The organism is Chryseobacterium sp. G0162 (genome assembly GCF_003815715.1).
GTDB lineage: Bacteria > Bacteroidota > Bacteroidia > Flavobacteriales > Weeksellaceae > Chryseobacterium.
On sequence record NZ_CP033922.1, the window covers coordinates 1,351,812 to 1,375,076 of the forward strand.

Below are 23,265 nucleotides of genomic sequence, written 5' to 3' on the forward strand. Positions count from 1 at the left end.
CTTAATGTGCTTTTGATTTCTCTCCGCTATTGTTCTGTACTTCTGCCTGAGCGTGTTTATTAACAAATTTTCCGGATTGGATATTCATATCTTTTTCACTCACCTCATGTCGCTCTTTTTTGGTTTCGCTCAGCACATCTCCATCGATCATTTCAGTTAATTTTCCGGTAATAAACATACTTGCATCACCAACGACGGAAGTAAGCTTCATGGCTCCTACGTTTTCAGTATGGTTCAATCCAATACTGTTAGATTTATTCATTCCCACCGTTGTCGTCATATTTTCACCTACATTGATGTTCATATTCTTACAGTTCAGGGTCATGGTCTCCGGTGCAGTGATATTGATATTGCTTCCTGTAGTATCCAGGTGGATTTCGTTGCCACTTTTATCTGTGATAATGATGCTTTCATCTTCAGTAAAAACAATTCTGTGCCCACTTCTTGTCTGGATAGATTTGACACGGTTGTCTGCACCTCCTCCAAGACCAATTCCTCCATGGAACATTCCTCCCATTACAAATGGACGGTCCGGATGGCTATGTACAAAGTTGACCATTACCTGGTCTCCTACTTCAGGAATCGCGACATACCCGCGGTTTTGAGTAATCTTGTCAGTTCCTCCTGCATCAGGGGTCATTACTCTCACAAAATGAGTGGTATCATTCATCTGCCAGTCGAATCTTACCTGTACTCTTCCCTGTCCTTCCGGATCTGCATTAGCAATTACCGTTGCGATCTGAGGTTGTGCAATAGGAACATTAAATTCAGGTTTTGGTAAAAATCCTGTATCTGCTGCAATTGATTCAAAGGACCCTTTATAATGTCCAATAGTATCAATTTCATGAACAACTTCTGTAACCATAACTTTGGTAAAATAAGAAGTCTCGTTACTATCCGGCTTTCTCATGTGAATATCTGCCACACATCCCGGATGAAGGAATGGTACTGTAGTAGAGCCGGAAACTGAAAATACACTCACCGCTTCACTTCCTGCAGTACTCCTCTGAGAATTTTCTACATCTAAGTGAGTGGATGCCTTAATTGGGGCCACTTGAAGTGCCGGTGTTTTATAGATTTTATCGTTATGACTATATGCTGTTTTTGCAAGATCTCCCAAATGATTAACCGGAGTGTCACCCGATGTTAATTTCTCATTTTTACTGCTGTTATAGCCGTAATATTGTGGTTTTGTATGAACAGCTTTTAATTCTACCCTTATGTCATCAGCATTGCTGCCATAAGTTAGTTTTATAGGCTTATTCTGTGGTGGAAGTTTTCCAAAGTGAAGAACTTCTCCGTCATAGTAGAATTGTTCTCCATAGGCTTCTGCCATTCTTGCAAGGTAGTTATAATGAGTCTCGTTGTATTGGCTGCTGTAAATAATCTGAGAATAGTCATTGCTATCTACTCTGATATCAAAACGTCCTTTATCAATTCCCTGTTTAATTACTTCTTCAGCAATGATTCCCATATTAACAGGCTGTCCGCCTCCAAAACTTTGAATATGGGGAGCACCATCCAATAGGATCGTTGGGCTGTATCCTGAAAGTACAATATTTCCAAGACTCATCTTTTCCTGACTGAATCCTACTTTGGTAATTAATCCTACGAAATTTCTTTCAGGACTATTATCAATATCTTTATAGGAAATAATAGCAGTAAGACGTTTTCCCAAAAACTTATTTGCCTCCTCAAGGGTATGGCTTTGCCTGTCTCCCAATGCATCATGGGCAAGGGTAAGGCTGAATTCGTGATGGTGACTCGCTTTTTGCTTAAGCGTGAAGTGTTTGTAATACTTAATAATTTTCCCCTCCACAACCAGTGAAAGTTTTACCAACCGGTTGATCCCTGCATGATGGTTTTCTGATATCCCATCAGCATTCTGTGAAGGACGGAAAGAAGAACCCTTTGTCTTTGTTTCGGTTTTCATATGCTTTGTGTTTAGTTTAGTATTAAAGATAGCAATATTTTACGAAATAGTCATCATATCAATGAGATATGAAATAATTAATCAATATAAAATTTGATGTCAGGCAAAAAAAGACCGTCTTTAAAAGGGACAGTCTTTTTTTTGTATGAATGTTGATAATGTGTAACAATGTTAGCTTGTTGGCCAAAGTCCAGCATACTCAGAATTACCATAGCTGATGGTTTCAGCACTGATTACGAAGCTAATGAACATACTGTTGCTGTCTACAGCATCAAATTCTACCTGATGCTGGATCACATAACCATTCTGCCAGTTCAAAGTGATTAATGTTCCTTCTTCGTGAGATTTATTGAAAGTAATTTCTCCTACAGTTGGCTTATATTTTCCGTTCAATAAACTTTCTAAGATATCTGATTTTTCAGTAGCTTCTACTGTAACTTTGATAAGTGCGTTAGAAGGGTCAGATGCTACACGTCCTGATACGTCAGTTGATCTTGATACGCTGTAGTTCATTTTTAATAATTTCTGACCTTCTCCGTTGTTAAATTTTAAGATTCCTCTCGAATTTCTTTCTGCCATGATTTGTAAATTTTAATCGTTAGTAATATTTTGTGATTCAGTGATTGTTTAGCAAATATAAAAGGTCTTTTTCGCTAAAAAAAACTTTTCACTATAAATTTGAAAAATTGTAGTAGTTCTACGACTTTTTGTAGTAATTCTACGATACTGGATTTATAAATCAATCCATAACAGCCACCAATAAAGCATTTTAAATTTTATCCCCAATTAAGGAGAAAACACACTTTTACACTCAAATGAGAAATAAATGGCTTCATCTCTTCGAAAATTCAAGATTTTCACTTCAAAATTCCACAACAAAAATCAGAAGAAAAGTTATTGTTTAAAATAATATGAAAATTTTTCATCTCGGACTACTTTGCATAAAAAAAGCAGAAGTACAATTACTTCTGCTTTTTTATTATCTTATATGATAAAACTAACCATTAATGTTTAGTATATTCCGGAGCTTCTGTTTGGATCATGGTAGGAGTAAAGAACTCATTAAGCCAATAGAATGTTTGTCCGTTTTGCTGGATCTTCACCGCCGGATTGTTTCTGTGATTCAGCATTCTTTCTGCCAACTCTTTATAGTTATGGAAATAGGTTCTTACCGTTTCATTACGAACTATTTTTGATTTTCTCCAGCCTTTAAGCTTGAACTTAGCCAATATCTCTTCTTCAGAAAGGTCAAATCCTGTACTCATTCCAATAGCATAAGACATTGGCAATTCATAAAGGTCTCCTTTATCTAAGAACTTGATTGTTGGATTGTATTTCTTCAACAGTCTTACATATTCCTTAATGGCTTTTGACTGGCTGAAACCTGGTTTATCAGGCTCTGTATTTCTATATACTTCAGAATAAAAAGCTTTAAGATTATCATATTCCGATTCAGAAATAAGGATTCCTTTTTCTATACTTGGAGTAATTTCTTTCAGTTCTTTTGGCAAATATCCTTTTACAAGGAAAGGATTTCCGTAGTTAATCAGCTGCGCTGCAATTCCAGCAGAAACAGGGTTCGTAAGTCCTGGATATAGATATTTGTACTTCAGATCCACATCTGTTTTCCCAGCTCCTACAGAGGAATGGAAATATTCATTTAATGACTTATCAACATTCTGATTATCTAAAGTAACCTGAGCAATAAGACTGTCTACTGATTTTTTCAGGAATCCCGGAGTAGCTATATCTCCTTTTTTAGGGAAGATTACAAATCCCTGAGACATACTCTGCTTAGGATACGCTAACGAGAAAAATCCTGCATCTCCTTCTACCAGACTGAAGTTATTTTTGGTAAGAACATCAGATTGGTTAATGATCTTTTGCTTTTTAAGTTCTGCAATATTTTTAGCGGTATTGGTTACCACATTTTCAGCCATTAATACAAAGTCATTATACGTATCTGAAGACCTTGCACTGGTCTGGAACATAATCAATCTTGCCTGAGCCTGGGTAAGCGAACCTATTACACTGTACATATTTCCACTTTGATTAGCAGAGGTACCTACAGTTACAACAATATTGGTTTCATCAGGAACATTCGAAAGAAGGTTTCCGGCTGCCGTAAGAGCTTCTCCTACCGGCTGGTAGCCATTGTTGCTGCTACAGTTCATTTCGTTCGTTTTCTGATCGATAAATGTTGTGATTTTACTGTAATCTGTGCTTAGGTTGGAAACTGCGGTATTGTTACCACAAGGATTATTTTTATATAAAACCACTCCATATTTTACATTATTGAAATACGAAGGTTTCTCAAATCTTAGCTGAAGATCCTGTAACAATGATTTTACAATAGGTGCATAAGGTGCATTTCCTGCACTTATATCCAAAGCAAAAACGATATTGATGTTTTTATCTCGGTCTGTAATTTCTCTATATCGGTCGAAATAGATAGGTTCTCCCAAAACATTAAAGACATAGTTTTTACTGTAATCAAGAATATTGGTAAAATACTTGGTTTTGGAATCCGGAGTTGGAGCTTCATTTAAAGCCAGGGTTACCGGGAAAATGTTTTCTAAAGGTTTTCTCTTATTGACATCTGTCAGAAGAATAGCAGTCCTGTTTTCTGCATCTGAACCTGATGCACCTGGGTAACCTTCTCGTACTCCGAGTTCGGTATCATTAATTCCTGTTGTATTTTTAAGTTTGATGGCTGAACGCTCACCCCATGTAGAAATTACGTTGGAGCTCACCCATCCGTACAGGCCTTTTCCGATACTATCGATATCAATAGATGGTTTTTTACCTACCAGGAATCTTTTGTTATTTTCAGCCTGCTTGTAAACATATACCATCTGCCCGTTAGGGATCTTTACATTGGCTGCTTCAATAAGACTTGGTGAATTGAACACCATGATAGAGTCATTCTTGTAGTATCTTTCAGCGCTTTTAATTACTTCACTGTTATTAGGTACTACTGCTACTCTTACAGGGTATCCTGTTCTTTCGCTTTTCAGGGAATGATTCCATAAAAGCAGGTCAGATTCATGAATCCAACCATAGGTTTTAATAGATTTTGATGAGACTTTTTTCATTAAGGCATCCGGAACATATTCCGCTACCTTTACCATTCCGTCTCTATGCTTCAGAACCATTAAAGGTTCCAAAAACTTTACTTCTTTATACGATTTTTCGTCATCTTTATCCAAATAAGCCGTATTTCTTGATCTGTCTGAAATAACGATCCATGGAACGGATTTTTTAGGATAACCGTTGACAACTGTTGAATTATCTACCTTTCCGTATTGAGAAGGTTCAGGAGTCTTCTTTGAAGGAAGCTTAACCTGACAACTCGTTAATAATACTGATAATCCTATGTAATATGCTGCTAGAGGAAATTTATTTTTCATCCTATTTATCTTTTTATGATTGGTACATCCGGAAAACCGAATGGTATTATTTGCTTTGGTTTATATCTACTTTCGTTACACAGTTCTGTGTATCATCTAAATTAACCTTTACGGTCTGGATCACAGTATTCTTATCAAACTGAAGACCTGCACAATACATGTAGAAGTTGTTTACTTTACTGTCATTTACTTTTACTACTGTGTTTTCATTGTTACACAAATAAGTTTTCAACAGGTAATTGTAGTGCATATTAAAACTGTTACCATTAGCAATTTGTTGTAAATGATATTTGAAATCATTATCCACTTTCGCGTAAGAGTCTTCTACAGATACTTCTTCTTGTTCCAGAGAGTTGTAAGCAGGAATGATTTTGATATGATGGTAGATAGGTTCCTGGCTTTGCTCAGTGTAAAGAGTAACTACATAATCTCCCGGCTTTTTATAAGCATAGATGGCCATTTTCTCTTTAGCATCTGTATTTCCTGTCTCTCCAAATTTCCATGCAAAATCTTTCGCATCAGATACAGCACGGAATTGTACATTCTCATTCTGCATTGCCTGAGCCTGAGCTTCAATAGTTGTTTTGGATTTCGTACTGTCTTTCGGTTGTTTGATTCCTCTTGCAGAAACCATTACTGGGAATGATTTTGTGTACTTGTTGTCAACAATCAAACTTACCTGATAATATCCAGGCTTATTATAAAAGTGAATTCCACTGTTTTTATCAGAAGTTGTTCCGTCTCCAAAATTCCATCTTTTGGTTTTTGCAAACTGGGTTTTATCTTCAAATAAAAGGGTATCTCCTACCGACAATGTAGATGGATAGACTACTCCAACAATATCATCAGCAGAATGGATCACTTTTTTCTGCAACCAAAGAGCAACCAGGGCTGCTATGAGCAATGTTGCAATAACACCGATAATAATGTTCTTTTTGTTCTTTTGAAAATAATTCATAGTTAATAATTGTGATGTGTTTTATTTATAGTTCCTAAATTCATTGTTCGTTTATTGGGAACGAGCCTTCAACTCACTCTGACGTTTATAAATCTTATCCTGTTTATCCTTAAATCCTATTCTGCATTCTTCCACTTGTTTTTCAAATCTTTTAATATCTTCTGAAGTGGTTGAGATTACTTTTTTATCATCAAAGTACATCTTATAGAATTTGGCAATCTGCGGATAAGCATCTTTTCGGATATCAACAATATTATCATGACGTTTAAAATAGTCATTCAGATCATTGACTCCTACAAAGATATTGTTTTCCACAAAAGGCTGTGGCGCTTCATCGGTAAGTTTGGTAATCATGGTATATGTACTGTCCATGATAGGGATAATAATTTTTTGGTGTTGTTCAAATTCAGACTTCTGTTCAAGATTCTGAATTCCTCTTACGTCTTCATCAGAAAACGGAGATTCAAATCCTTTTAAAAAGATAACTCCCAAAAATATCATGGCAGTTACAAGCATCAGTATTAAATAAAAAAACTGATAATGCCTTTCCTTTTTAGATAGTGTAATTTGTCCTTGCATATCTTTATCTTTTTATCTTCTTCTACCTCCTGTGAAATTTCTTGTAGGATCTTTTCTAAGTTCATTATTGGCTCTGCTCACTTTGCCCATACATTCATCCAGATCTCTGAGAACTGTTTTCTTTTTGTATTCTACACCACTAATCTTGGTCTTCAAAGTAAGCATAGGTCCTATCTGTTTCATCAATGCAGTATAATGTTTAAAGCTTGTGATACTGTCTCTTCCCATAATACTTTTGACATTTCCTACGTTATCCATGATATTGGTTCTTAGAAAGGCCTCATTTTCCACCTTGTTCATATCAAGCTGGGTCATCTTATCATAAATATCATCTACATTCTCTTTCAGCATATCACTTCGACGCATTAATTCTTTGTAAGCTTCAGCTTCACGACTTATCCCCTCACGCTGTATATCATAGCTCTTAAAAAAGAGATACAAACAGCTAAAGGATACCATAGACAAAACGACAAAAGAAAGAATAAACTTCCAAATGCCCGTTCTGACGTCAGATTTGTTCAATTTTTTTTCCCTGTTCGAAGACATATATTTGCGATTTGTTTGGCCTGTGAAAATATAAAAAAAAAATTTTATGCACAATACGTATTTTCCCTGTCACGCATTCGTGAAATCCCGGTTTAAATTAATATTAATTTTCTCTTTAATAAGTTTTTCATAAATTAGGCCTCTGAATTTTGAATATCATTTGCCAAATCGATATTAAGAATGAGTAAAATATTATCTAATACCGTGCGTTTTTCTATAGCAGACAGTGATTTTTATTTTAAAAAAATAATGATCAAAACTCTGATGGAAAATCCTTTCTATATGCTGTTGAACGACTGTAAAAATGGCCATGAGCTGGTGAACAGAATTTACAGAAGACAGGAAGATGTATTTATCATAGAGCTGTTTATGCCGGTATTAAGCGGAATTGAGGCCATTAAATACATAAGGAAAAACAACGCAGAAACACCTATTATCACTTATTCTGGTACTTATCAGGAGGATATGGCTGAAATTCTGTCGAGAATACCCAATATATATTATTGCCAGAAGAACAGTACCATTATTAAAGACATCATTAAGGGAAGTATTGCTTCTGATGAGTTTGATTACGAGAGCTATTCGAAGGAATGGGAACAGCAGCCGCTTGCCGTACAGGAATATATGGACAGGCAGAAGAAAGGGCAGGAAGAGCTTTCTCCAGCTGAAATACAGCTTATGAGATTTTGTTATGAAGGTTTCAGTAATAAGGAAATTGCAGAAAAGCTGAATCTGAGTACAAGAACGATTGATACCTATATCAACCGTCTTACGGAGAAATTAGGATTAAAGACTAAACTTCATCTGATTCGTTTCTGTGTAGAAAATGGATACTACAATTCCAGTATGTAGTGATTATGGGATATTAGTGTGTGTAGCAGAAAGCTCTTGTAAGTTCATTGTTATACGCTCTATTTTTTACCATTATTGATGATTATTCATCATTATACTATAATATTATTTTATTGTTAAATTATCTCGAACCTGCGTTAATATAGCATATACATTAATAGTTCAACTATTTGAACAAAAATATTTTGCCACTAATTTGCTAGTATTCAATTTTTTTAACTAAATTTGCACACCTAAAATTTAAAATTAAAATAAGGAAATGACAAAGGCAGAATTGGTAAACACCATCTCAAATAAGTTGGGAACAGAAAAGAATGAAACACAGAAAGTTGTAGAAGCTTTTATGCAGGAGATCAGAACTTCTATGTATAATGGGGATAACGTTTATCTGAGAGGTTTTGGATCTTTTATCATTAAAACAAGAGCTGCTAAAACAGGAAGAAATATTTCTAAAAACACTGCGATTGAGATTCCTGCTCATAACATTCCTGCTTTCAAACCTTCAAAATCTTTTGTTGAGAAAGTAAAAACGAAAGTTGCAGTAAAATAAGAACATTAACTGAATATTAACTAGTTACTAAAAAATTAAAATTATGCCAAGCGGAAAGAAAAGAAAAAGACACAAGGTTGCGACTCACAAAAGAAAGAAAAGAAGAAGAGCAAACAGACATAAGAAAAAATAATCTCTTTTTCTCGAGATTTACAATATAATGATATAGTTGGTGGTTTTAAATTTTTAAAGTTCACCGACTATATTTTTGTTTGCAACTATAAGATTCCGCGGAAAACGGATGGTTTCAAATATTATTTTAATAAAAATATAATGGTTTTCATTCTAAATCCTTATATTTAATAGATGAATTAATCTAGAACAATACCAATTTCCTAAAATCTTAACAATTTTATCTTATAACAAAATGAAGAAAGAACTAATAGTTTCGCATGAAGATGATCTTACAAAGATTGCACTGCTGGAAGACGGAAGACTATGTGAACTTCATGAGCAAGAGGACAAAAGCGATTTTATAGTTGGAGATCTGTTTATAGGAAGAGTAAAAAAGCTGGCCCCCAACCTTAATGCAGCATTCGTAAATATAGGATATGACAAGGATGCATTCCTGCATTATCAGGATCTGGGACCACAATACCTTACATACAGAAAGTTTTTAAAAGATACAATCTCTAAAAAACAAAACACTTCAAGCTTAAAAAATTTCGAGATACAGCCCGAAATAGATAAAAATGGAACGGTAGACAAAGTCATTGCAAAAGACGATCTGGTTCTTTTGCAAATTACCAAGGAGCCTATTTCTACAAAAGGCCCCAGAATTTCTACCCAAGTTTCACTGACAGGACGTTTTTTGGTTTTAATTCCATTCGACAATAAGGTTTCCATTTCCAAAAAGATCAAGAGTTTTGAGGAAAAGGAAAGATTAAGAACTCTGATCGACAGCATTAAGCCTGAAGGTTTTGGAGTAATTATCAGAACTGTAGCCGAAGGAAAAAAGGTTGCCGACCTTCATAATGATATGAATCAGCTGATTCAGAAATGGGAAAGCACCTTTAAAAATATCCAGAGAAATAAAGTTCCGTCTAAAGTTTTAAGTGAAGAAGACAAAGCTTCAGCTATTTTAAGAGACAATTTTAATCAGGATTTCGTGAATATCATCTGTGATGACGAGCAAATGGTAAACGAAATGACGAATTACGTTGAAGTAATTGCACCTGAAAAGAAAAATATTGTCCAGTTTTATGATTCTCATATTCCACTTCTGGAATATTACAATGTTGAAAAACAGCTTAAACAGAGCTTCGGAAAACATGTAAACATCCCAAGCTCCAAAGGCGCTTATCTTGTTATTGAACACACCGAAGCCCTTCACGTCGTAGACGTTAACTCCGGAAATAATATTACTACCGGAACTGCTGTCAATAAAGAACACGCTCTTAAAGTAAACAAAATGGCAGCCACTGAGATTGCCAGACAGCTTCGCCTCCGCGATATGGGAGGTATCATTGTGATCGATTTTATCGACATGCCTAACTCAGAGCACAGAAGAGAGCTCTACGAACACCTTAAAGAGGAAATGAAGCGCGACAAAGCTCGCCACAAAATCCTTCCTCCAAGTAAATTCGGTCTGATCCAGATTACCAGACAAAGAAACCGTCCGGAAAAACAGATCGAAACCAAAGAAGAAAACCCGAACAAAGACGGAGAAATTGTAGCTCCAATTGTAATCGTGGAAAGAATGGGTGAAACCCTAAGAAATATCCTGCAGAAAGAAAAAGGAAAAGTCTACCTGCACGTACACCCGTTTGTGGAAGCCTACTTAACAAAAGGCTTTCTTAAAAGTATCCAAATGAAATGGTTCATGAAGTATAAAAAATGGGTAACCATTGTACCAAGGGATTCTTTTAAATATTTAGAATACAGAATTTACAATTCCAAAAAAGAAGAATTGATAGAATTCTCTAATTAAGACAAAATTTAAAACCTTCAGTTTTCACTGGAGGTTTTTTTTATACCTTAGCCTAATGAGTTAAGCCACATTATACTTTTTTGAGTTTTGAATAAGGCCCATTCTATTGAATTTAATAACAGTATTTTTATCTTTTAATTTATGAAAAACCACCACTACAAAATCACCACTCAATGGACAGGAAACAAGGGAACCGGAACCAGCGGTTACAGAGACTATGAAAGAAGCCATACCATTTCAGCAGACAATAAAGTTGTTATTGAAGGCTCCTCTGATCCTGCATTCCGGGGAGATAGAACCAAGCATAATCCTGAAGAAATGTTTTTATCTTCACTTTCCTCCTGTCACATGCTATGGTATCTTCATTTTTGCTCCGAGGCGGGTGTTATTGTAACAGACTATATTGATGAAGCCACCGGAATTATGGAAGAAACCGCTAATGGCAGTGGGCATTTCACAGAAGTAACGCTCCATCCTACCATTACTGTTTCGGAGGAGTCTATGATACAAAAAGCAAAAGAGCTGCATCATAAAGCCAGTGAATTTTGCTTTATTGCCAACTCAGTTAATTTTCCTGTAAAACATATCCCTACTCTGTTAGTTAAATAAAAAAATATTTTCTAATAAAACTTCGGAAAACAGCAGTAATATTAAACATTTAGCTACAATAACTCTAAATTTCACACTCAAAACTCAACAAAAAGAGATTTATTTAGCAAATAATCAATAAAAATAACATTTTATTACAATAATAATCATATAAAACTAAAATTATTTATCAATATCATTCATTATATTAAGTTTTTTTTATATTTTTACATAAACAAAACCAACCATGATGAAACCAAGATTAACTATTTTTGATGAACCCATGTTGTATACAGAGGGTTTATCAAAATTACTAATGCAGAGTAAAATTTTCAATACAATAGACATCTGTAATTCTTTAGAAACTCTCTCCGAACAACTAAAAGACGAGCCGCCTGAAATGCTTGTCATGAGTTCCAATATTCTTATGCTTACTGAGATATGCAAATCTGTAGAAAGTATCGTATCAAAACATAATCATATTAAAATTATTATCATTGGAAGCTGTTATGATGTAATAGATATCAGAAAGCTATTCAATAAAGGCATTAAAAGCTATTTGGATAAAAACTGCAAATATGATGAATTTCTAAAAGCTATTAATGCTTTATTACTGAACGAAATTTATATTTGTGACCATGCGAAGGAAAGAATGCTGAGCTTCATCAGTAATGAACAGGAGAAGCGTAATTTCCACATCAGAGATCCCCTTACCCGTCGTGAAATGGAAATTCTAAAACTGATTTGCGATGGCTTTAGCAGCAAAGATATCTCTGAAAAGCTCTTTATAAGTATCAATACGGTAGAAACACATCGAAAAAAAATTCTTTTGAAACTCAACGTAAAAAACACTGCGGGAGTCGTAAAATATGCTATTGAAAATCATATTGTAGACTGATTGACAATTCCAGATCATTAACCTAAAAAATTCCAAACCTTCCGGCCTGGAATTTTTTTGCCTCGTTCTAAATTTCCTTTGATAAAAAACTTGGCAAACCAAAAATTATTAATTTATATTTTAGAATAAAAGTCAATGGTGAATGTCCAATTCGCTGTGCCTTTCAATCTTTTATCGAGGCAAAAGTTCATTACTTACGAAACACAATTCACTATTGACTTTTATATCAACGTTACCTTTAAATCTCTCCTCTCCTACTCATAGTCCGGCATTTCACCATTACTGAAAAGTGTGGCTCGTGAAAGATCTGTCATACTGCTGTTAAGATTTATTACCATTACATTTCTTTGTGAAATATTATCATTGGAAGTATTCATAAAGATCACCTGGGCATTATTGGGTGAAAATCTTGGGTCCAGATCATTAGTTCCTAATGCTTTTTCGCTTTCAGAAGAAATATCACTTATCGCATTACTCGTTAAGTTATAAATGAAAATATGAGAATCCAATTGGCGATAATTTCCACTTCCATCCTGGTATCCTGATAGATCACGGGTAAAGAGAAGAAGCTGCCCGTCTACAGAGAAATTCAATCCTCCACTAGCCCCAGCAGATCCGGACAATACTGTTTTAAGAACATTTCCCATCATATCTATAACATAAATACTTGTATTATAACCGTTATAGTCATTCGTTTTTATGGCAATTTTGCTTCCGTCATAGCTCCAGTCACATTCCGAAATCATGCTTCCATCCGGAGTGGTATATACCAGAGTCAGTCCGCTTCCATCTTTATTGATTCTATATAATTTATTAAAATTTGAATAAATAATTTCTTTACCGTTGGTACTCCAGGCAAAATCCACTTCGTAAGCATTAAAGCCGGCTACAGGAACAGTGGTTACTTTAAAAGGATTGGAACCATCCGGATTTGCGGTGTAAATATGGGTACTTCCCCCTTCAGTTCGGAGAAAAGCAATGAGACCTGCGTTATTATTTTTCCGTGGCCTCCAGCTGTTATAGGAAGAGTCTGTAAACTGAAAACTATTTCCCTGTTCATCACTTGACATGATAACAAAGTTACCATTCAGTTTTCTCACGTAATGATATCGGTTAGCCGGAACCGTATTGGTCGTAAACTTACCCGTCTGACTTAAAACTGGCTGGTGAATGCCGTCCGAAACAGACACCTGCCAGAAGTAACTTACACCAAACTTCAGATTTGAAAGTGTATAGTGATTCACTTTCAACTCATTAACCTGTATCACATTAGTGTCAAGATTATTTTTAATTGTTAAACTATATTTTAAAACGTCTGCTGTATCCGGATCGGTTGCACTCCAGGTCAGCTCAACACTCAATGGCTGATTGACCGCATTGTCTATCGGACTTAGAAGCTGCGGTGTGGTAGGTGGAGAATTCAGTGAAGTATCATCATCCATTTCAAATACCACTGTTACCACCTGATTTTGATTCTGCATATTGACAGACTGAAAGCTTGTAATATATCCTGAAAGCTCTGCTTTTACTGAATAATTACCTATCGGCATTGCCGCAATTTCAAAAGAACCATCTGTACCACTGAAAACGGTTTGTGTGGTAGGATTGGTAAAGATTTTCACATTCGCAAGGGGCACATTACTGCCTCTTTTCACTACTTTTCCTCTTAGAATTCCTGTTTGAGCCTGTTCTACAAGGTCTTCATTGCATGAAAACAGACAAAAAATCAGGATGAATATGCTTAGTATTTTGATTAAAGTTTTCATAATTTGTGTTTTTATTTGTTTCCAAGGTAAAAATTGATCCCCAGTGCAAAACGTAAGGCCTGATCTTTTCTTTTTCCATTGACAAGCCCTTCCCAATCATCTTTAAATCCTAGATCATATTGAGCAGAGGCTCTCAGCGAAAAGTTGTGATCAATCATGTATTCAAGCCCGCCTCCAACCTGTCCTTTGTATTGAGGTTTATATTTAGAGTACAATGCTCCTGCCCCCCCATAAATATAGGGACTGAATCTGTATTTTGGAAAAAGAAGGTATTCCAGATTCACTTCAGGACCGAAGTAGTTTCTTTTGACTATATTTTCATTTTCAAGGGTAAAATAGTTTCCATTTACCTCAACATTAAAGTTAGGAGTGAGGAAATATTTCATTCCCACTTTCCCACCAATATTCATTTTAGGATTTACATAATCATCTTTAACTTTCTGAGCTTCTACATTGGCAAATACGGAAATCTTTTGTCTATAATTCTCCGGATATCGGTTTCCTACTACCCGTCCATTATTATTTTCCTGTTCTTTATTATATTCATTGAGCAATGCCTGATAACTTGTAGTACTGTCAATCGCTTTTCCCCATATTTTATCTTGAATACCTTCTACGATAAGCGATTTAACGGCTTTTTCAATAGCTTCGGTTACGGCTAACTGAACGGGTTCGTTTTGAGTTAATCCTACCTCAGCTTCCAGAAGTCTTTCAGTATCTATATATCTGAAAAAGCTTCCATTGATACTGGTTGAAAGAATGGTTTTGGAAGTGTAAACTGTTTTAAGAATTTCTCCATTAAGCGTGGAAACAGCACGCAGATAAATGGTAATTCTATCCTGACGGTATTGTGTGGAAGCTCCAATGCCAAAGTAACGGGCACCAAGACCTCCTGTCAGGATATTACTGTCATAGGAAATGACTCCTCCTTCCAGAAGAATTCCGGCATATAGAAGTGGAGGAAGTGACTGAGTATTTTTATCTGCATCTTTAATATATTCTTGACGTGTAGACCGGATAATTTGTCTTTCATTGAGCAGGTTGGCAATATTTTCTCTTTCGATAGGAATGAACCAACGGCTGTCTTCAAGTGCTTTGATCAGAATGGTAGTGGTCCCCTGTGGCACGGCAGTGCTCCAGTTGTTACCATTTTCAGAAGGTTTATACTGGCCGGTCTGGTCTCTGAATTTATAAACTCCGATCACTATTTTCTCTTTAGGCAGAGGGAGTTTCTTAAGTTCTTCTGTGGAAGAAGTTACCTCTCCCATTGTTGGCTTTTCAGGATCTGAAGGTAGACCAAAGATTGAGCTACAGGCCTGTAAAACACATAGCAGAAAACTACAGAAAAAAATTCTGGTGTAAGTGTAAGTTCTCATGATAAGTTTGGTTTTAAGTTTTTATTTTATTTTGGAATTACGATCTCGGACTGATCGCCTGTACTGGTATCCAAAATATTAATCAAAAGTCCCTGATTGGTATTGGTAATCTGAAGGTAAAGTGAACCAAAAAGATAATTACCCGGTTTTATATTTCCACTCCCAAACTGCTCGTCAAATAGTTTTCTTGAAAGTTCACTGAGGATTTGTCTATTGAGACTCTGAGTAAAACTATCAAGGGAATTCACTTTATCAAGCAGATTGCTGTAATCGTTTTTTTGGTCAAACTGATTCTGTGCATTAGCTGAGCTTAAAAGCCACTGATAATTAAAAGTATCACCTCCAAATGCAGGATTAATCGGCTTATAAACAAGTTGCTGAGATTTTCCTTGGAAAATACCCGCAACAAAAAGTAAAAGAATAACAAAAGTTTTCATAGCGGACGTTTTTAATAGATAAATTCATTTTTTATAAGGTTTTTCTTTGCTGTAAATTCCTTGATATATTTTAAGCTAAAAGCTAATTGTTCTTTTAAATAATCTTCTCCCGGATTGGTCATAAAGCTGTAGATTATTTTATCTTCCATCTGAATATTGATTTGACCGCTTGTTCCCCGAAGAGGAAGTTCAGCAATAGTGATGGCGCTGCTGCTTTTGTCCGGAAGCTGACTATATTGGATATAAAACATATCATAAAAGTCTTTTCCAACCTTAGTTTTGGTTTCATCAATGGTGAGTCCTTTAAGTTCATAAACAGCATCATCTTCTGCCTTGGCTATCTTCTTTCTAAAAAGATCACTATTAAGTTCAAGACTGTCTTTTGCTACCAAAGCTTTAGATTCCTCATCTCTGATATAAAGGAAAGCTTTCAACGCGTCTTTTGATTCAAGATTGACACTCATCTCAGATAATACCTTTACTTCGTTAGGATTGACAGAAAACTTACCACTTTGCTGATTATTGGAAAGGTTTCCTCCATTTCCTTTTTTTATAGATATTAAAAGATAATTCAGTTCTTTGTACACCGCTGTATTATTAACAACTATAGCTTTTATTTTGATTTGGTTCTCCAACGTGCTGCTTTCAATTCTTGCGGTTACTTTTTTATCCTCCTGCCCATAACCCAATATAAACAGGAAGACAAAAAAAGTATTCAAACTCAGGATGGATAAAGGTTTCATCATTTGTGATTTAATAATTTCTCATGAAGACGGTTCTGTTATCTCCTTTGACATTGATCTGAATTCCGTCTGAAATGCTATTGCTTCCCGTAACGTCAACGATATTATTACTTCCTTGCGTAATAATGGCAGCCTTGGTTTCCTTATCTGTGAATGAATTGATAAAATAAAGAGCGTTATAGTCTCCAAGCTGCTTTACAGTAATAATGGTTTTGTTATTAAGAGAAAGTTCTGCATTATTATAGTCACCCATCTGAATGATATTAGAGTAACCGGCATTCATTTCAATATTCTGTTTGGTGATAAGGTTTAAGATTGTATTGCTGTTGACCTTATCCCAGTCGATTTCCTGAGCCTGCAATGGCAACACCATATAAAGAGCTAAAACACTCCATCTCAAATTAAACATGGCATTGATATTTAAATTAAACATACATTCATAGAGAATGGAAGAAAGCCCACCCAGCAAATATTGATATACAATCATAATTTCCCGGCAATTTTAAGCTTTAAGCAAAAAAGGAGAACCCACACCTGTAGTTTCTCCTTTCAATGTTAAAGATTACAGTATTAAAAAGGGCTTAGTTCGATTGATTTACAACCATAGAGTTTCCATTACCTACCTGAGTTCCAATATGAAGGTGAGCATCACCAGTTTGAGTTACCCAAGTAAAGTTACCGTTACCAGCTTGAAGGTCAATAGCCATATTGGAATCTCCTAATTGTGCTTGATATAATTGGTTTCCATTACCCACTTGTATTCCTACAGCAGTGTTATCATTACCCACCTGAGCAGAAGCAGCAATATTATTACTACCTAGCTGTGTATGGTTTGCTGTATTATCATTACCATCCTGATACTGAACAAGCAGGTTATTAGCTCCTATCTGAAGTCCATCCGCTTCATTTCGTCTTCCTAACTGAACCTGATAAGCCATATTACCGCTTCCTAACTGAATCGCTGAAGCGTCGTTTCTTCGTCCATCCTGATATTGATACACAGAGTTACCAATACCTACTTGTACGGATGAAGCATCATTTCTTCTTCCAATCTGAGTTTGTTGAGTAGAATTCAATAAACCAATCTGCCAGGTTGATGCATCGTTTCTATTTCCTGTTTGGCTTACAGTATTTGAGTTCCCGATACCTATTTGATCTACATCTATTGAATTTCTATTTCCATTACTTACTGCAGTATTCATATTTAAGATACCTACCTGGTCAATATCTGCAGTATTACGGTTTCCATTCTGTGTTAAAGAATTCATGTTCAAAAGACCTGTCTGGTCTACAGTAGCTACGTTCAAGTTTCCTGTTTGGGTAGTCACATCAATATTAGATTGAGCGAAACTGAAACTCATGGCGATTAGTGTTAGCACACCTGAAAGTAAATTTTTCATCTTAGTAAAAATTAATTGGTTAATAGTATGACAAAGGTATATGCTCCATCTCAATGAGAAACCACCATCAAAGTGTAAATTATAAAAGTCACCATTTATGGTTTCTAAGCTCACTATTTCTGGTATTTACCGAATCACGGATTTCAGTTACGTAGAAATACGGTATACAGAATGTCAATGGTGAATAGGCAATTTGCTTAGTATGTCAATTTTTTAGGGAATAGCCAGCAACCATTCACGATTCAATTGTGAAACACACCCCTACCATTGGTTAATTAATGTTAAGGCCTTTATTTCTTCAGGAATATATTGTTAAATTTGAGCTATGGAAAATTTTGGAAAAGATTTATTAAGAAAAATAAAAAGTGTAGAGCTTCCCGGTGAACCCGCCCATGGAGTGTTCTCACCTCCCTACCGTCCCGTTTTTACGTACGATGAAGTACTTGCAAAAAATCCTAAGTTTGCAGCCGTAAATATTGTGTTGTATCTAAAAGATAACGAGTGGTATTTTCCGTTAATCCAAAGAACCGTTAATGAACATGACAGACATAGCGGACAGATCTCCTTACCTGGCGGAAAGCGTGAAGAAATGGATCAGGATTTTGCTGAAACTGCCATTAGGGAAACCTCTGAAGAAATTGGGATAGATAAACATTATGTGAGAATTATCAGAGAAATGTCTCCCATTTATATTCCACCAAGTAATTTTTACGTATATCCGTATATTTCATATACTAAAAAGAATCCGCTCTTCGTTCTTCAGCAGAGTGAAGCTGTAGAGACCATTGAGTTTCCGATCACTTCTTTTTTAAACCTGTCGGATACTCCAGAAATTATGGCACTTCCGAGTGCCGGCGGAAGTGAAGTTCCTGTTATTAATTTCAATGGATATATTATCTGGGGTGCTACGGCAATGATATTAAGTGAATTCAGCCAGTTGCTGAAAAAAATGTAACTTTGCACTACCGTGTTTAATTAAAAAATGGCGAAGAAAAATATTTTCACCGATGCATTCGGAACACCTTATTTTTTAAAAAGGTTTATTATTTTTATTTTAGGAGTTGTATCCTACAGAAGGTTCAACGGCTTTAATAAGTTAAAAATAACCGGAACAGAGCACCTGGTGGATCTTCCGGATTCTAATGTATTATTTGTATCTAACCACCAGACTTATTTTGCTGATGTAGCTGCAATGTATCACGCTTTCTGTGCCGTAAATAATGGATATTTAAATACGATTAAGAATCCGATCTATCTGTTAAATCCAAAAATCGATTTTTACTATGTAGCAGCAGAAGAAACCATGAATAAGGGTATTCTTCCTAAAATCTTTAAGATTGCAGGAGCCGTAACAGTAAAAAGGACCTGGAGGGCAGAAGGAAAAAATGTCAACAGAATGGTAGACATGAGCGAGGTAGACAATATTATGAAAGCACTGGACAACGGCTGGGTAGCAACCTTCCCTCAAGGAACAACATCTGCCTTTGCCCAGGGACGAAGAGGGACTGCCAAATTGGTAAAAAACCAACGCCCAATTGTAATCCCGATTAAGATTAACGGATTCAGAAGAGCATTTGATAAAAAAGGACTTCGTGTAAAGGTTACCGGTGTAAAACCTACCATGGAATTCAAGGCTCCTCTGGATATCGATTATGATAATGAAAAAGCACCGGAAATTTTATTGAAGATTATGACTGCTATTGAGCAGACTGAAGACTTCAATGTATTACACAATTATGATGAAGAACTTAAAGCTAAAAAATTAGAACAAAAGGACTCAAATAATTAAAGTAAATTAAAATTATGAACAGAATAATCGGAATTTTATTCGCCATCATAGTATTTGTTTCATGCAACAGCCAAAAAGTATATTCGGATTTCGACATCAGCTATTCGAAAAGTGGTGGCTATGCTCCCGTATATGAAAATCTGCTTATCAAAGGGAATAATGTACATTACTCATTTGAAGGTCAGGGAAAAAAATACAAACAGGATTTTAAAATTTCCAATGAAGATCTGAAAAAACTGGATCAGGTTCTTTCACAGAATAATTTCAGAAGAATACAGGAAGATCGTAAAAAATTATACGACAATATTGCTACTTCGATCAATATTAAGAAAGGTCCTAATGAAGGCAGTAAGTCGGATGCCAGTATGATTATTCCTAATTATCAGACTAACTGGAATAATATTCTTGAGGCTTTCCAGCAGATCATTAATACTAATGTTAAAAAACAGTAAATACAATTGAAAACCCACTTCATTGCCATTGGCGGAAGCGCCATGCACAATCTTGCCATTGCATTAAAAGATAAAGGATATCAGGTTACCGGCTCAGATGATGCTATTTTTGAACCATCAAAATCCAGATTGGAGAAAAAGGGAATATTACCTCAGGAAATGGGTTGGTTCCCGGAAAAAATCACTCCGGATATTGATGCTGTGATCCTTGGAATGCATGCTCATCAGGATAATCCTGAACTGGCTAAGGCAAAAGAATTAGGGTTAAAAATATATTCTTACCCGGAATTTCTATATGAACAGTCTAAGAATAAAACCAGAGTGGTTATTGCCGGATCACACGGAAAAACAACCATTACTTCCATGATCCTTCATGTGCTGAATTTCCATCAGAAAGAGGTAGATTTTATGGTGGGTGCTCAGCTGGAAGGCTTCGACTGTATGGTAAAACTAACTCAGGATAACGATTTTATGGTGTTGGAAGGTGATGAATACCTTTCTTCTCCTATTGACCTGCGTTCCAAATTTTTATTGTACCAACCGAATATCGCCCTGATGAGTGGTATTGCATGGGACCATATCAATGTTTTCAAAACATTTGATGATTATATTGAACAGTTCAGAAAATTTGTAGCAAGCATTACTCCAGGTGGTGTTTTAGTGTACAATGAAGAAGATCTGGAAGTGGTGAAAGTAGTGGAAAATGCTGAAAATTATTTCAGAAAGATCCCTTACAAAACTCCTGAATATGAGATCAGCAACGGAAAAGTATACCTAAAAACGGAAATGGGAGATGTTCCTCTTTCTGTTTTTGGAGCACACAACCTGTTGAATATGGAAGGGGCAAGGCATATTTGCCAACAGCTGGGTATTATGGACGAAGATTTCTATGAAGCAATTATGAGCTTCAAAGGAGCTTCTAAACGTCTTGAAAAGGTAGAAAGAGAAGATAAAGGAATATTGTATAAAGACTTTGCCCACGCTCCCAGTAAAGTAAAGGCTGCTGTAAAAGCATTCAAAGAGCAGTTTAAGAATGAAAAGAAATATGGCTTCCTTGAACTTCATACCTACTCTAGCTTAAATCCCGCCTTTTTAGAGCAGTATGACCACGCTATGGACGGATTGGAGGAAGCGGTCGTTTTCTATTCTGAAGATGCTTTAAAAATTAAAAGAATGGAGCCTATTTCTCCGGAATTTATTAAAGAAAAATTCAAGAATGAGAATCTAAGGGTTTTCACAAATGCTGAAGATCTTCACGCTTACTGGAATACATTGGATAAAACCAACGGAGTTTATCTGATGATGAGTTCAGGAAATTTTGGCGGTCTGGATCTGACGAAATAAATTCAATTTGAGAATGAGTTAATTTAAGAATTTGATAATAATACCTCAAATTTCCAAATAAAATAAATTCCTTTCAGTTTTGAAAGGAATTTTTTATTTTATTTGATTCTTTTAAAATAAAATTTAATAACATCTTTTATTCCGTCGCCATCAACATCCGCAAGATGATCTTCAAACACCATATCTGTTTGCGTTAATTGAGAAATAGTATAAGGAAAATCTTTATCATCATCATACCAAAACTTTTTAGATTCCAGATCAAAAGTATACCTTCTGGTAACAACGTCTGTCTGCACACAATTATTATTTTCAGGAGCAAAAGTTGTGGAAGTCATATCTTTTTCTCTAAATTCATGAGTCCCTTTTTTCTCACATTCGCTGAAGACATGGACTTCTGTTTGTTTATTTGCTGATGTATATTTTTCAGCTTTATTTATATACCATTTTCCAACAATAGAAGCATTATTCGTTCGTGGTTCATCATCATTACTGCTGCTGCATGCTACAATTGTTGAAAATGCAGCTAATGATAGAAATAATTTTTTCATGAAATAATTTAAAATTGTATTTAAACCTCGAAGATACTACAATTTCATTTACTTCTCCTGAGCTTGAAATATGAGATTTTTCAGAATTTGTTCAGTAGAGAGTTCGCTGTAATCATGAATAGATTGTCCTGTCCAAATCCCCACAAAGTCTGCATTCTGTTTAGCTTTAGCAGCTTTCCGTAATGCGTTTGTCAGTTTATTTTGATAAGGATAAGGCAGAATATATTCAGAGTTTTCAACCGTATCAATAAATTTATTTTTAACTCCTCTGGCATATCTGCCTGAAAAGCTTTTTGTTAACATGATCTCATCTTCTCTTACTTTTTTAAGCCTTTCTTTTTCAAAAGGCTGCAAAGCGCTTTCCTGGGAAGCCAATAAAAGATTGCCTACCTGGAATCCTTGTGCTCCCAAATCTTTTACTGCCCGTAAAGTTTTCCCGTTGTAAATTCCACCTGCATAGACCAGCGGAACCTTTACGTGATCGTATACCTGTGATAATAAAGACAAACCTCCGATCTGTGGAACATGTTCCGGATCAAAAGTTCCTCTGTGACCACCAGCTTCTGTTCCCTGCACACAGATGATATCAATCCCTGATTTTTCTAAAATTAAAGCCTCACTTACAGAAGTACAGGTACCAATAAGTCTGATTCCATTTTCTTTAAGCTTCTGAATGCTTTGATGATCCAGATTCCCAAAAGTAAAACTTAAAATTTTACAATTTTCTTCAATTACCGCATCCACCAGTTCATGATAAGATCTCACTTTAAGATCTTCCAGATCAGGAAAACTGACTTCAATATTATTGTCTTTTGCAAGTTGCTCTAAAAACGTTCTGGTTTTAACAAATTGATCTTTTAAAACCTCTGTTATTTTGGGAATATGATGTACAAAAATATTAGCTGCAAAAGGTTGATCTGTTAACTTTTTTGTCTCCCTGATCAATTCAATAGATTCATCTGCTGAAAGATCAGCTAATGCCAACGATCCCAGACACCCTGCACGAGTTGCAGCAGCAACCATTGGTACAGTACTCACTCCAAACATCGGAGCCTGAATAACAGGGTATTTTACTCCTAATTTTTTACTGATTGTTTCCGGCCAAAACATAGAAATTATTTTAAATAAAAAGGTACAAAAAATAAGAACACCTCATTTTCAAGAGG

23 protein-coding genes are annotated in these 23,265 nt (G+C 35.6%); 9 read left to right on the plus strand and 14 right to left on the minus strand.

All coding sequences use genetic code 11. The features are described 5' to 3' along the window. Nucleotide 1: 1 nt before the first annotated feature. The 6 genes from EG344_RS06220 to tssO all read right to left on the minus strand — a co-directional run bounded on the left by EG344_RS06220 (nt 2) and on the right by tssO (nt 7,426). Nucleotides 2-1,933: a type VI secretion system Vgr family protein gene (locus EG344_RS06220; protein WP_123908740.1), complete on the minus strand. Its 1,932-nt coding sequence runs from the start codon at nt 1,931-1,933 to the stop codon at nt 2-4. A 171-nt stretch (nt 1,934-2,104) separates the two neighbouring features. Further along, nucleotides 2,105-2,512, minus strand: coding sequence for a type VI secretion system tube protein TssD (gene tssD / locus EG344_RS06225; protein ID WP_068939475.1), 408 nt, complete (start codon nt 2,510-2,512; stop codon nt 2,105-2,107). A 425-nt stretch (nt 2,513-2,937) separates the two neighbouring features. Continuing rightward, on the minus strand, nt 2,938-5,343 hold the full coding sequence (gene tssR, locus EG344_RS06230; protein WP_123908741.1) for a type VI secretion system protein TssR domain-containing protein: 2,406 nt from the start codon (nt 5,341-5,343) through the stop codon (nt 2,938-2,940). Nucleotides 5,344-5,389: 46 nt separating this feature from the next. Beyond that, a complete protein-coding gene (locus EG344_RS06235; RefSeq protein ID WP_123908742.1) occupies nt 5,390-6,301 on the minus strand; it encodes a PKD domain-containing protein in 912 nt (303 codons plus the stop codon). A 51-nt stretch (nt 6,302-6,352) separates the two neighbouring features. Further along, entirely contained in the window at nt 6,353-6,880 is a 528-nt protein-coding gene (locus tag EG344_RS06240; protein WP_123908743.1) for a type VI secretion system transmembrane protein TssO, read from the minus strand. 12 nt (nt 6,881-6,892) lie between these two features. After that, nucleotides 6,893-7,426 (minus strand): type VI secretion system TssO, encoded by a 534-nt coding sequence (tssO, locus tag EG344_RS06245; protein ID WP_123908744.1) that lies wholly within the window; start codon nt 7,424-7,426, stop codon nt 6,893-6,895. Nucleotides 7,427-7,606: 180 nt separating this feature from the next. Here tssO and EG344_RS06250 point away from each other — a divergent pair, with 180 nt between their 5' ends. From EG344_RS06250 to EG344_RS06270, 5 genes are all read left to right on the plus strand, one after another. Then, nucleotides 7,607-8,278, plus strand: a complete 672-nt coding sequence (locus EG344_RS06250; RefSeq protein ID WP_123908745.1) for a response regulator transcription factor — start codon at nt 7,607-7,609, stop codon at nt 8,276-8,278. A gap of 259 nt (nt 8,279-8,537) precedes the next feature. Continuing rightward, on the plus strand, nt 8,538-8,828 hold the full coding sequence (locus tag EG344_RS06255; protein ID WP_002984212.1) for an HU family DNA-binding protein: 291 nt from the start codon (nt 8,538-8,540) through the stop codon (nt 8,826-8,828). A gap of 367 nt (nt 8,829-9,195) precedes the next feature. Further along, complete coding sequence (locus tag EG344_RS06260; protein ID WP_123908746.1) at nt 9,196-10,758, plus strand: ribonuclease E/G; 1,563 nt, start codon at nt 9,196-9,198, stop codon at nt 10,756-10,758. Nucleotides 10,759-10,899: 141 nt separating this feature from the next. Beyond that, nucleotides 10,900-11,367, plus strand: coding sequence for an OsmC family protein (locus EG344_RS06265; protein ID WP_123908747.1), 468 nt, complete (start codon nt 10,900-10,902; stop codon nt 11,365-11,367). Between the two features lie 226 nt (nt 11,368-11,593). After that, on the plus strand, nt 11,594-12,244 hold the full coding sequence (locus EG344_RS06270) for a response regulator transcription factor (RefSeq protein ID WP_228412866.1): 651 nt from the start codon (nt 11,594-11,596) through the stop codon (nt 12,242-12,244). A 254-nt stretch (nt 12,245-12,498) separates the two neighbouring features. On the opposite strand, the gene EG344_RS06275 is transcribed toward EG344_RS06270, so the two are convergent. The 6 genes from EG344_RS06275 to EG344_RS06300 all read right to left on the minus strand — a co-directional run bounded on the left by EG344_RS06275 (nt 12,499) and on the right by EG344_RS06300 (nt 17,966). Next, a complete protein-coding gene (locus EG344_RS06275; RefSeq protein WP_123908748.1) occupies nt 12,499-14,010 on the minus strand; it encodes a carboxypeptidase-like regulatory domain-containing protein in 1,512 nt (503 codons plus the stop codon). 11 nt (nt 14,011-14,021) lie between these two features. After that, complete coding sequence (locus EG344_RS06280; protein ID WP_123908749.1) at nt 14,022-15,386, minus strand: CsgG/HfaB family protein; 1,365 nt, start codon at nt 15,384-15,386, stop codon at nt 14,022-14,024. Nucleotides 15,387-15,412: 26 nt separating this feature from the next. Continuing rightward, the gene (locus EG344_RS06285; RefSeq protein ID WP_123908750.1) at nt 15,413-15,823 is read right to left on the minus strand and encodes a curli production assembly/transport component CsgF; all 411 of its coding nucleotides are present in this window, start codon (nt 15,821-15,823) and stop codon (nt 15,413-15,415) included. Between the two features lie 11 nt (nt 15,824-15,834). Continuing rightward, on the minus strand, nt 15,835-16,569 hold the full coding sequence (locus EG344_RS06290) for a curli production assembly/transport protein CsgE (protein WP_228412867.1): 735 nt from the start codon (nt 16,567-16,569) through the stop codon (nt 15,835-15,837). A 7-nt stretch (nt 16,570-16,576) separates the two neighbouring features. After that, a complete protein-coding gene (locus EG344_RS06295) occupies nt 16,577-17,053 on the minus strand; it encodes a hypothetical protein (RefSeq protein WP_228412868.1) in 477 nt (158 codons plus the stop codon). A 94-nt stretch (nt 17,054-17,147) separates the two neighbouring features. Beyond that, complete coding sequence (locus EG344_RS06300; RefSeq protein ID WP_123859289.1) at nt 17,148-17,966, minus strand: hypothetical protein; 819 nt, start codon at nt 17,964-17,966, stop codon at nt 17,148-17,150. A gap of 325 nt (nt 17,967-18,291) precedes the next feature. Here EG344_RS06300 and EG344_RS06305 point away from each other — a divergent pair, with 325 nt between their 5' ends. The 4 genes from EG344_RS06305 to EG344_RS06320 are packed head-to-tail and all read left to right on the plus strand — an operon-like array spanning nt 18,292 to nt 21,551. Beyond that, on the plus strand, nt 18,292-18,921 hold the full coding sequence (locus tag EG344_RS06305) for an NUDIX hydrolase (RefSeq protein ID WP_123908751.1): 630 nt from the start codon (nt 18,292-18,294) through the stop codon (nt 18,919-18,921). A 27-nt stretch (nt 18,922-18,948) separates the two neighbouring features. Continuing rightward, on the plus strand, nt 18,949-19,755 hold the full coding sequence (locus EG344_RS06310; protein ID WP_045493822.1) for a lysophospholipid acyltransferase family protein: 807 nt from the start codon (nt 18,949-18,951) through the stop codon (nt 19,753-19,755). Nucleotides 19,756-19,769: 14 nt separating this feature from the next. After that, nucleotides 19,770-20,207 (plus strand): hypothetical protein, encoded by a 438-nt coding sequence (locus tag EG344_RS06315; protein ID WP_123908752.1) that lies wholly within the window; start codon nt 19,770-19,772, stop codon nt 20,205-20,207. Nucleotides 20,208-20,213: 6 nt separating this feature from the next. Then, a complete protein-coding gene (locus EG344_RS06320; protein ID WP_123908753.1) occupies nt 20,214-21,551 on the plus strand; it encodes a UDP-N-acetylmuramate--L-alanine ligase in 1,338 nt (445 codons plus the stop codon). 98 nt (nt 21,552-21,649) lie between these two features. On the opposite strand, the gene EG344_RS06325 is transcribed toward EG344_RS06320, so the two are convergent. Together EG344_RS06325 and EG344_RS06330 are read right to left on the minus strand one after the other, a co-directional pair. After that, nucleotides 21,650-22,099 (minus strand): lipocalin family protein, encoded by a 450-nt coding sequence (locus EG344_RS06325; protein WP_123908754.1) that lies wholly within the window; start codon nt 22,097-22,099, stop codon nt 21,650-21,652. A gap of 48 nt (nt 22,100-22,147) precedes the next feature. Continuing rightward, the gene (locus EG344_RS06330; protein ID WP_123908755.1) at nt 22,148-23,209 is read right to left on the minus strand and encodes an NAD(P)H-dependent flavin oxidoreductase; all 1,062 of its coding nucleotides are present in this window, start codon (nt 23,207-23,209) and stop codon (nt 22,148-22,150) included. Between the last annotated feature and the right edge of the window lie 56 nt (nt 23,210-23,265).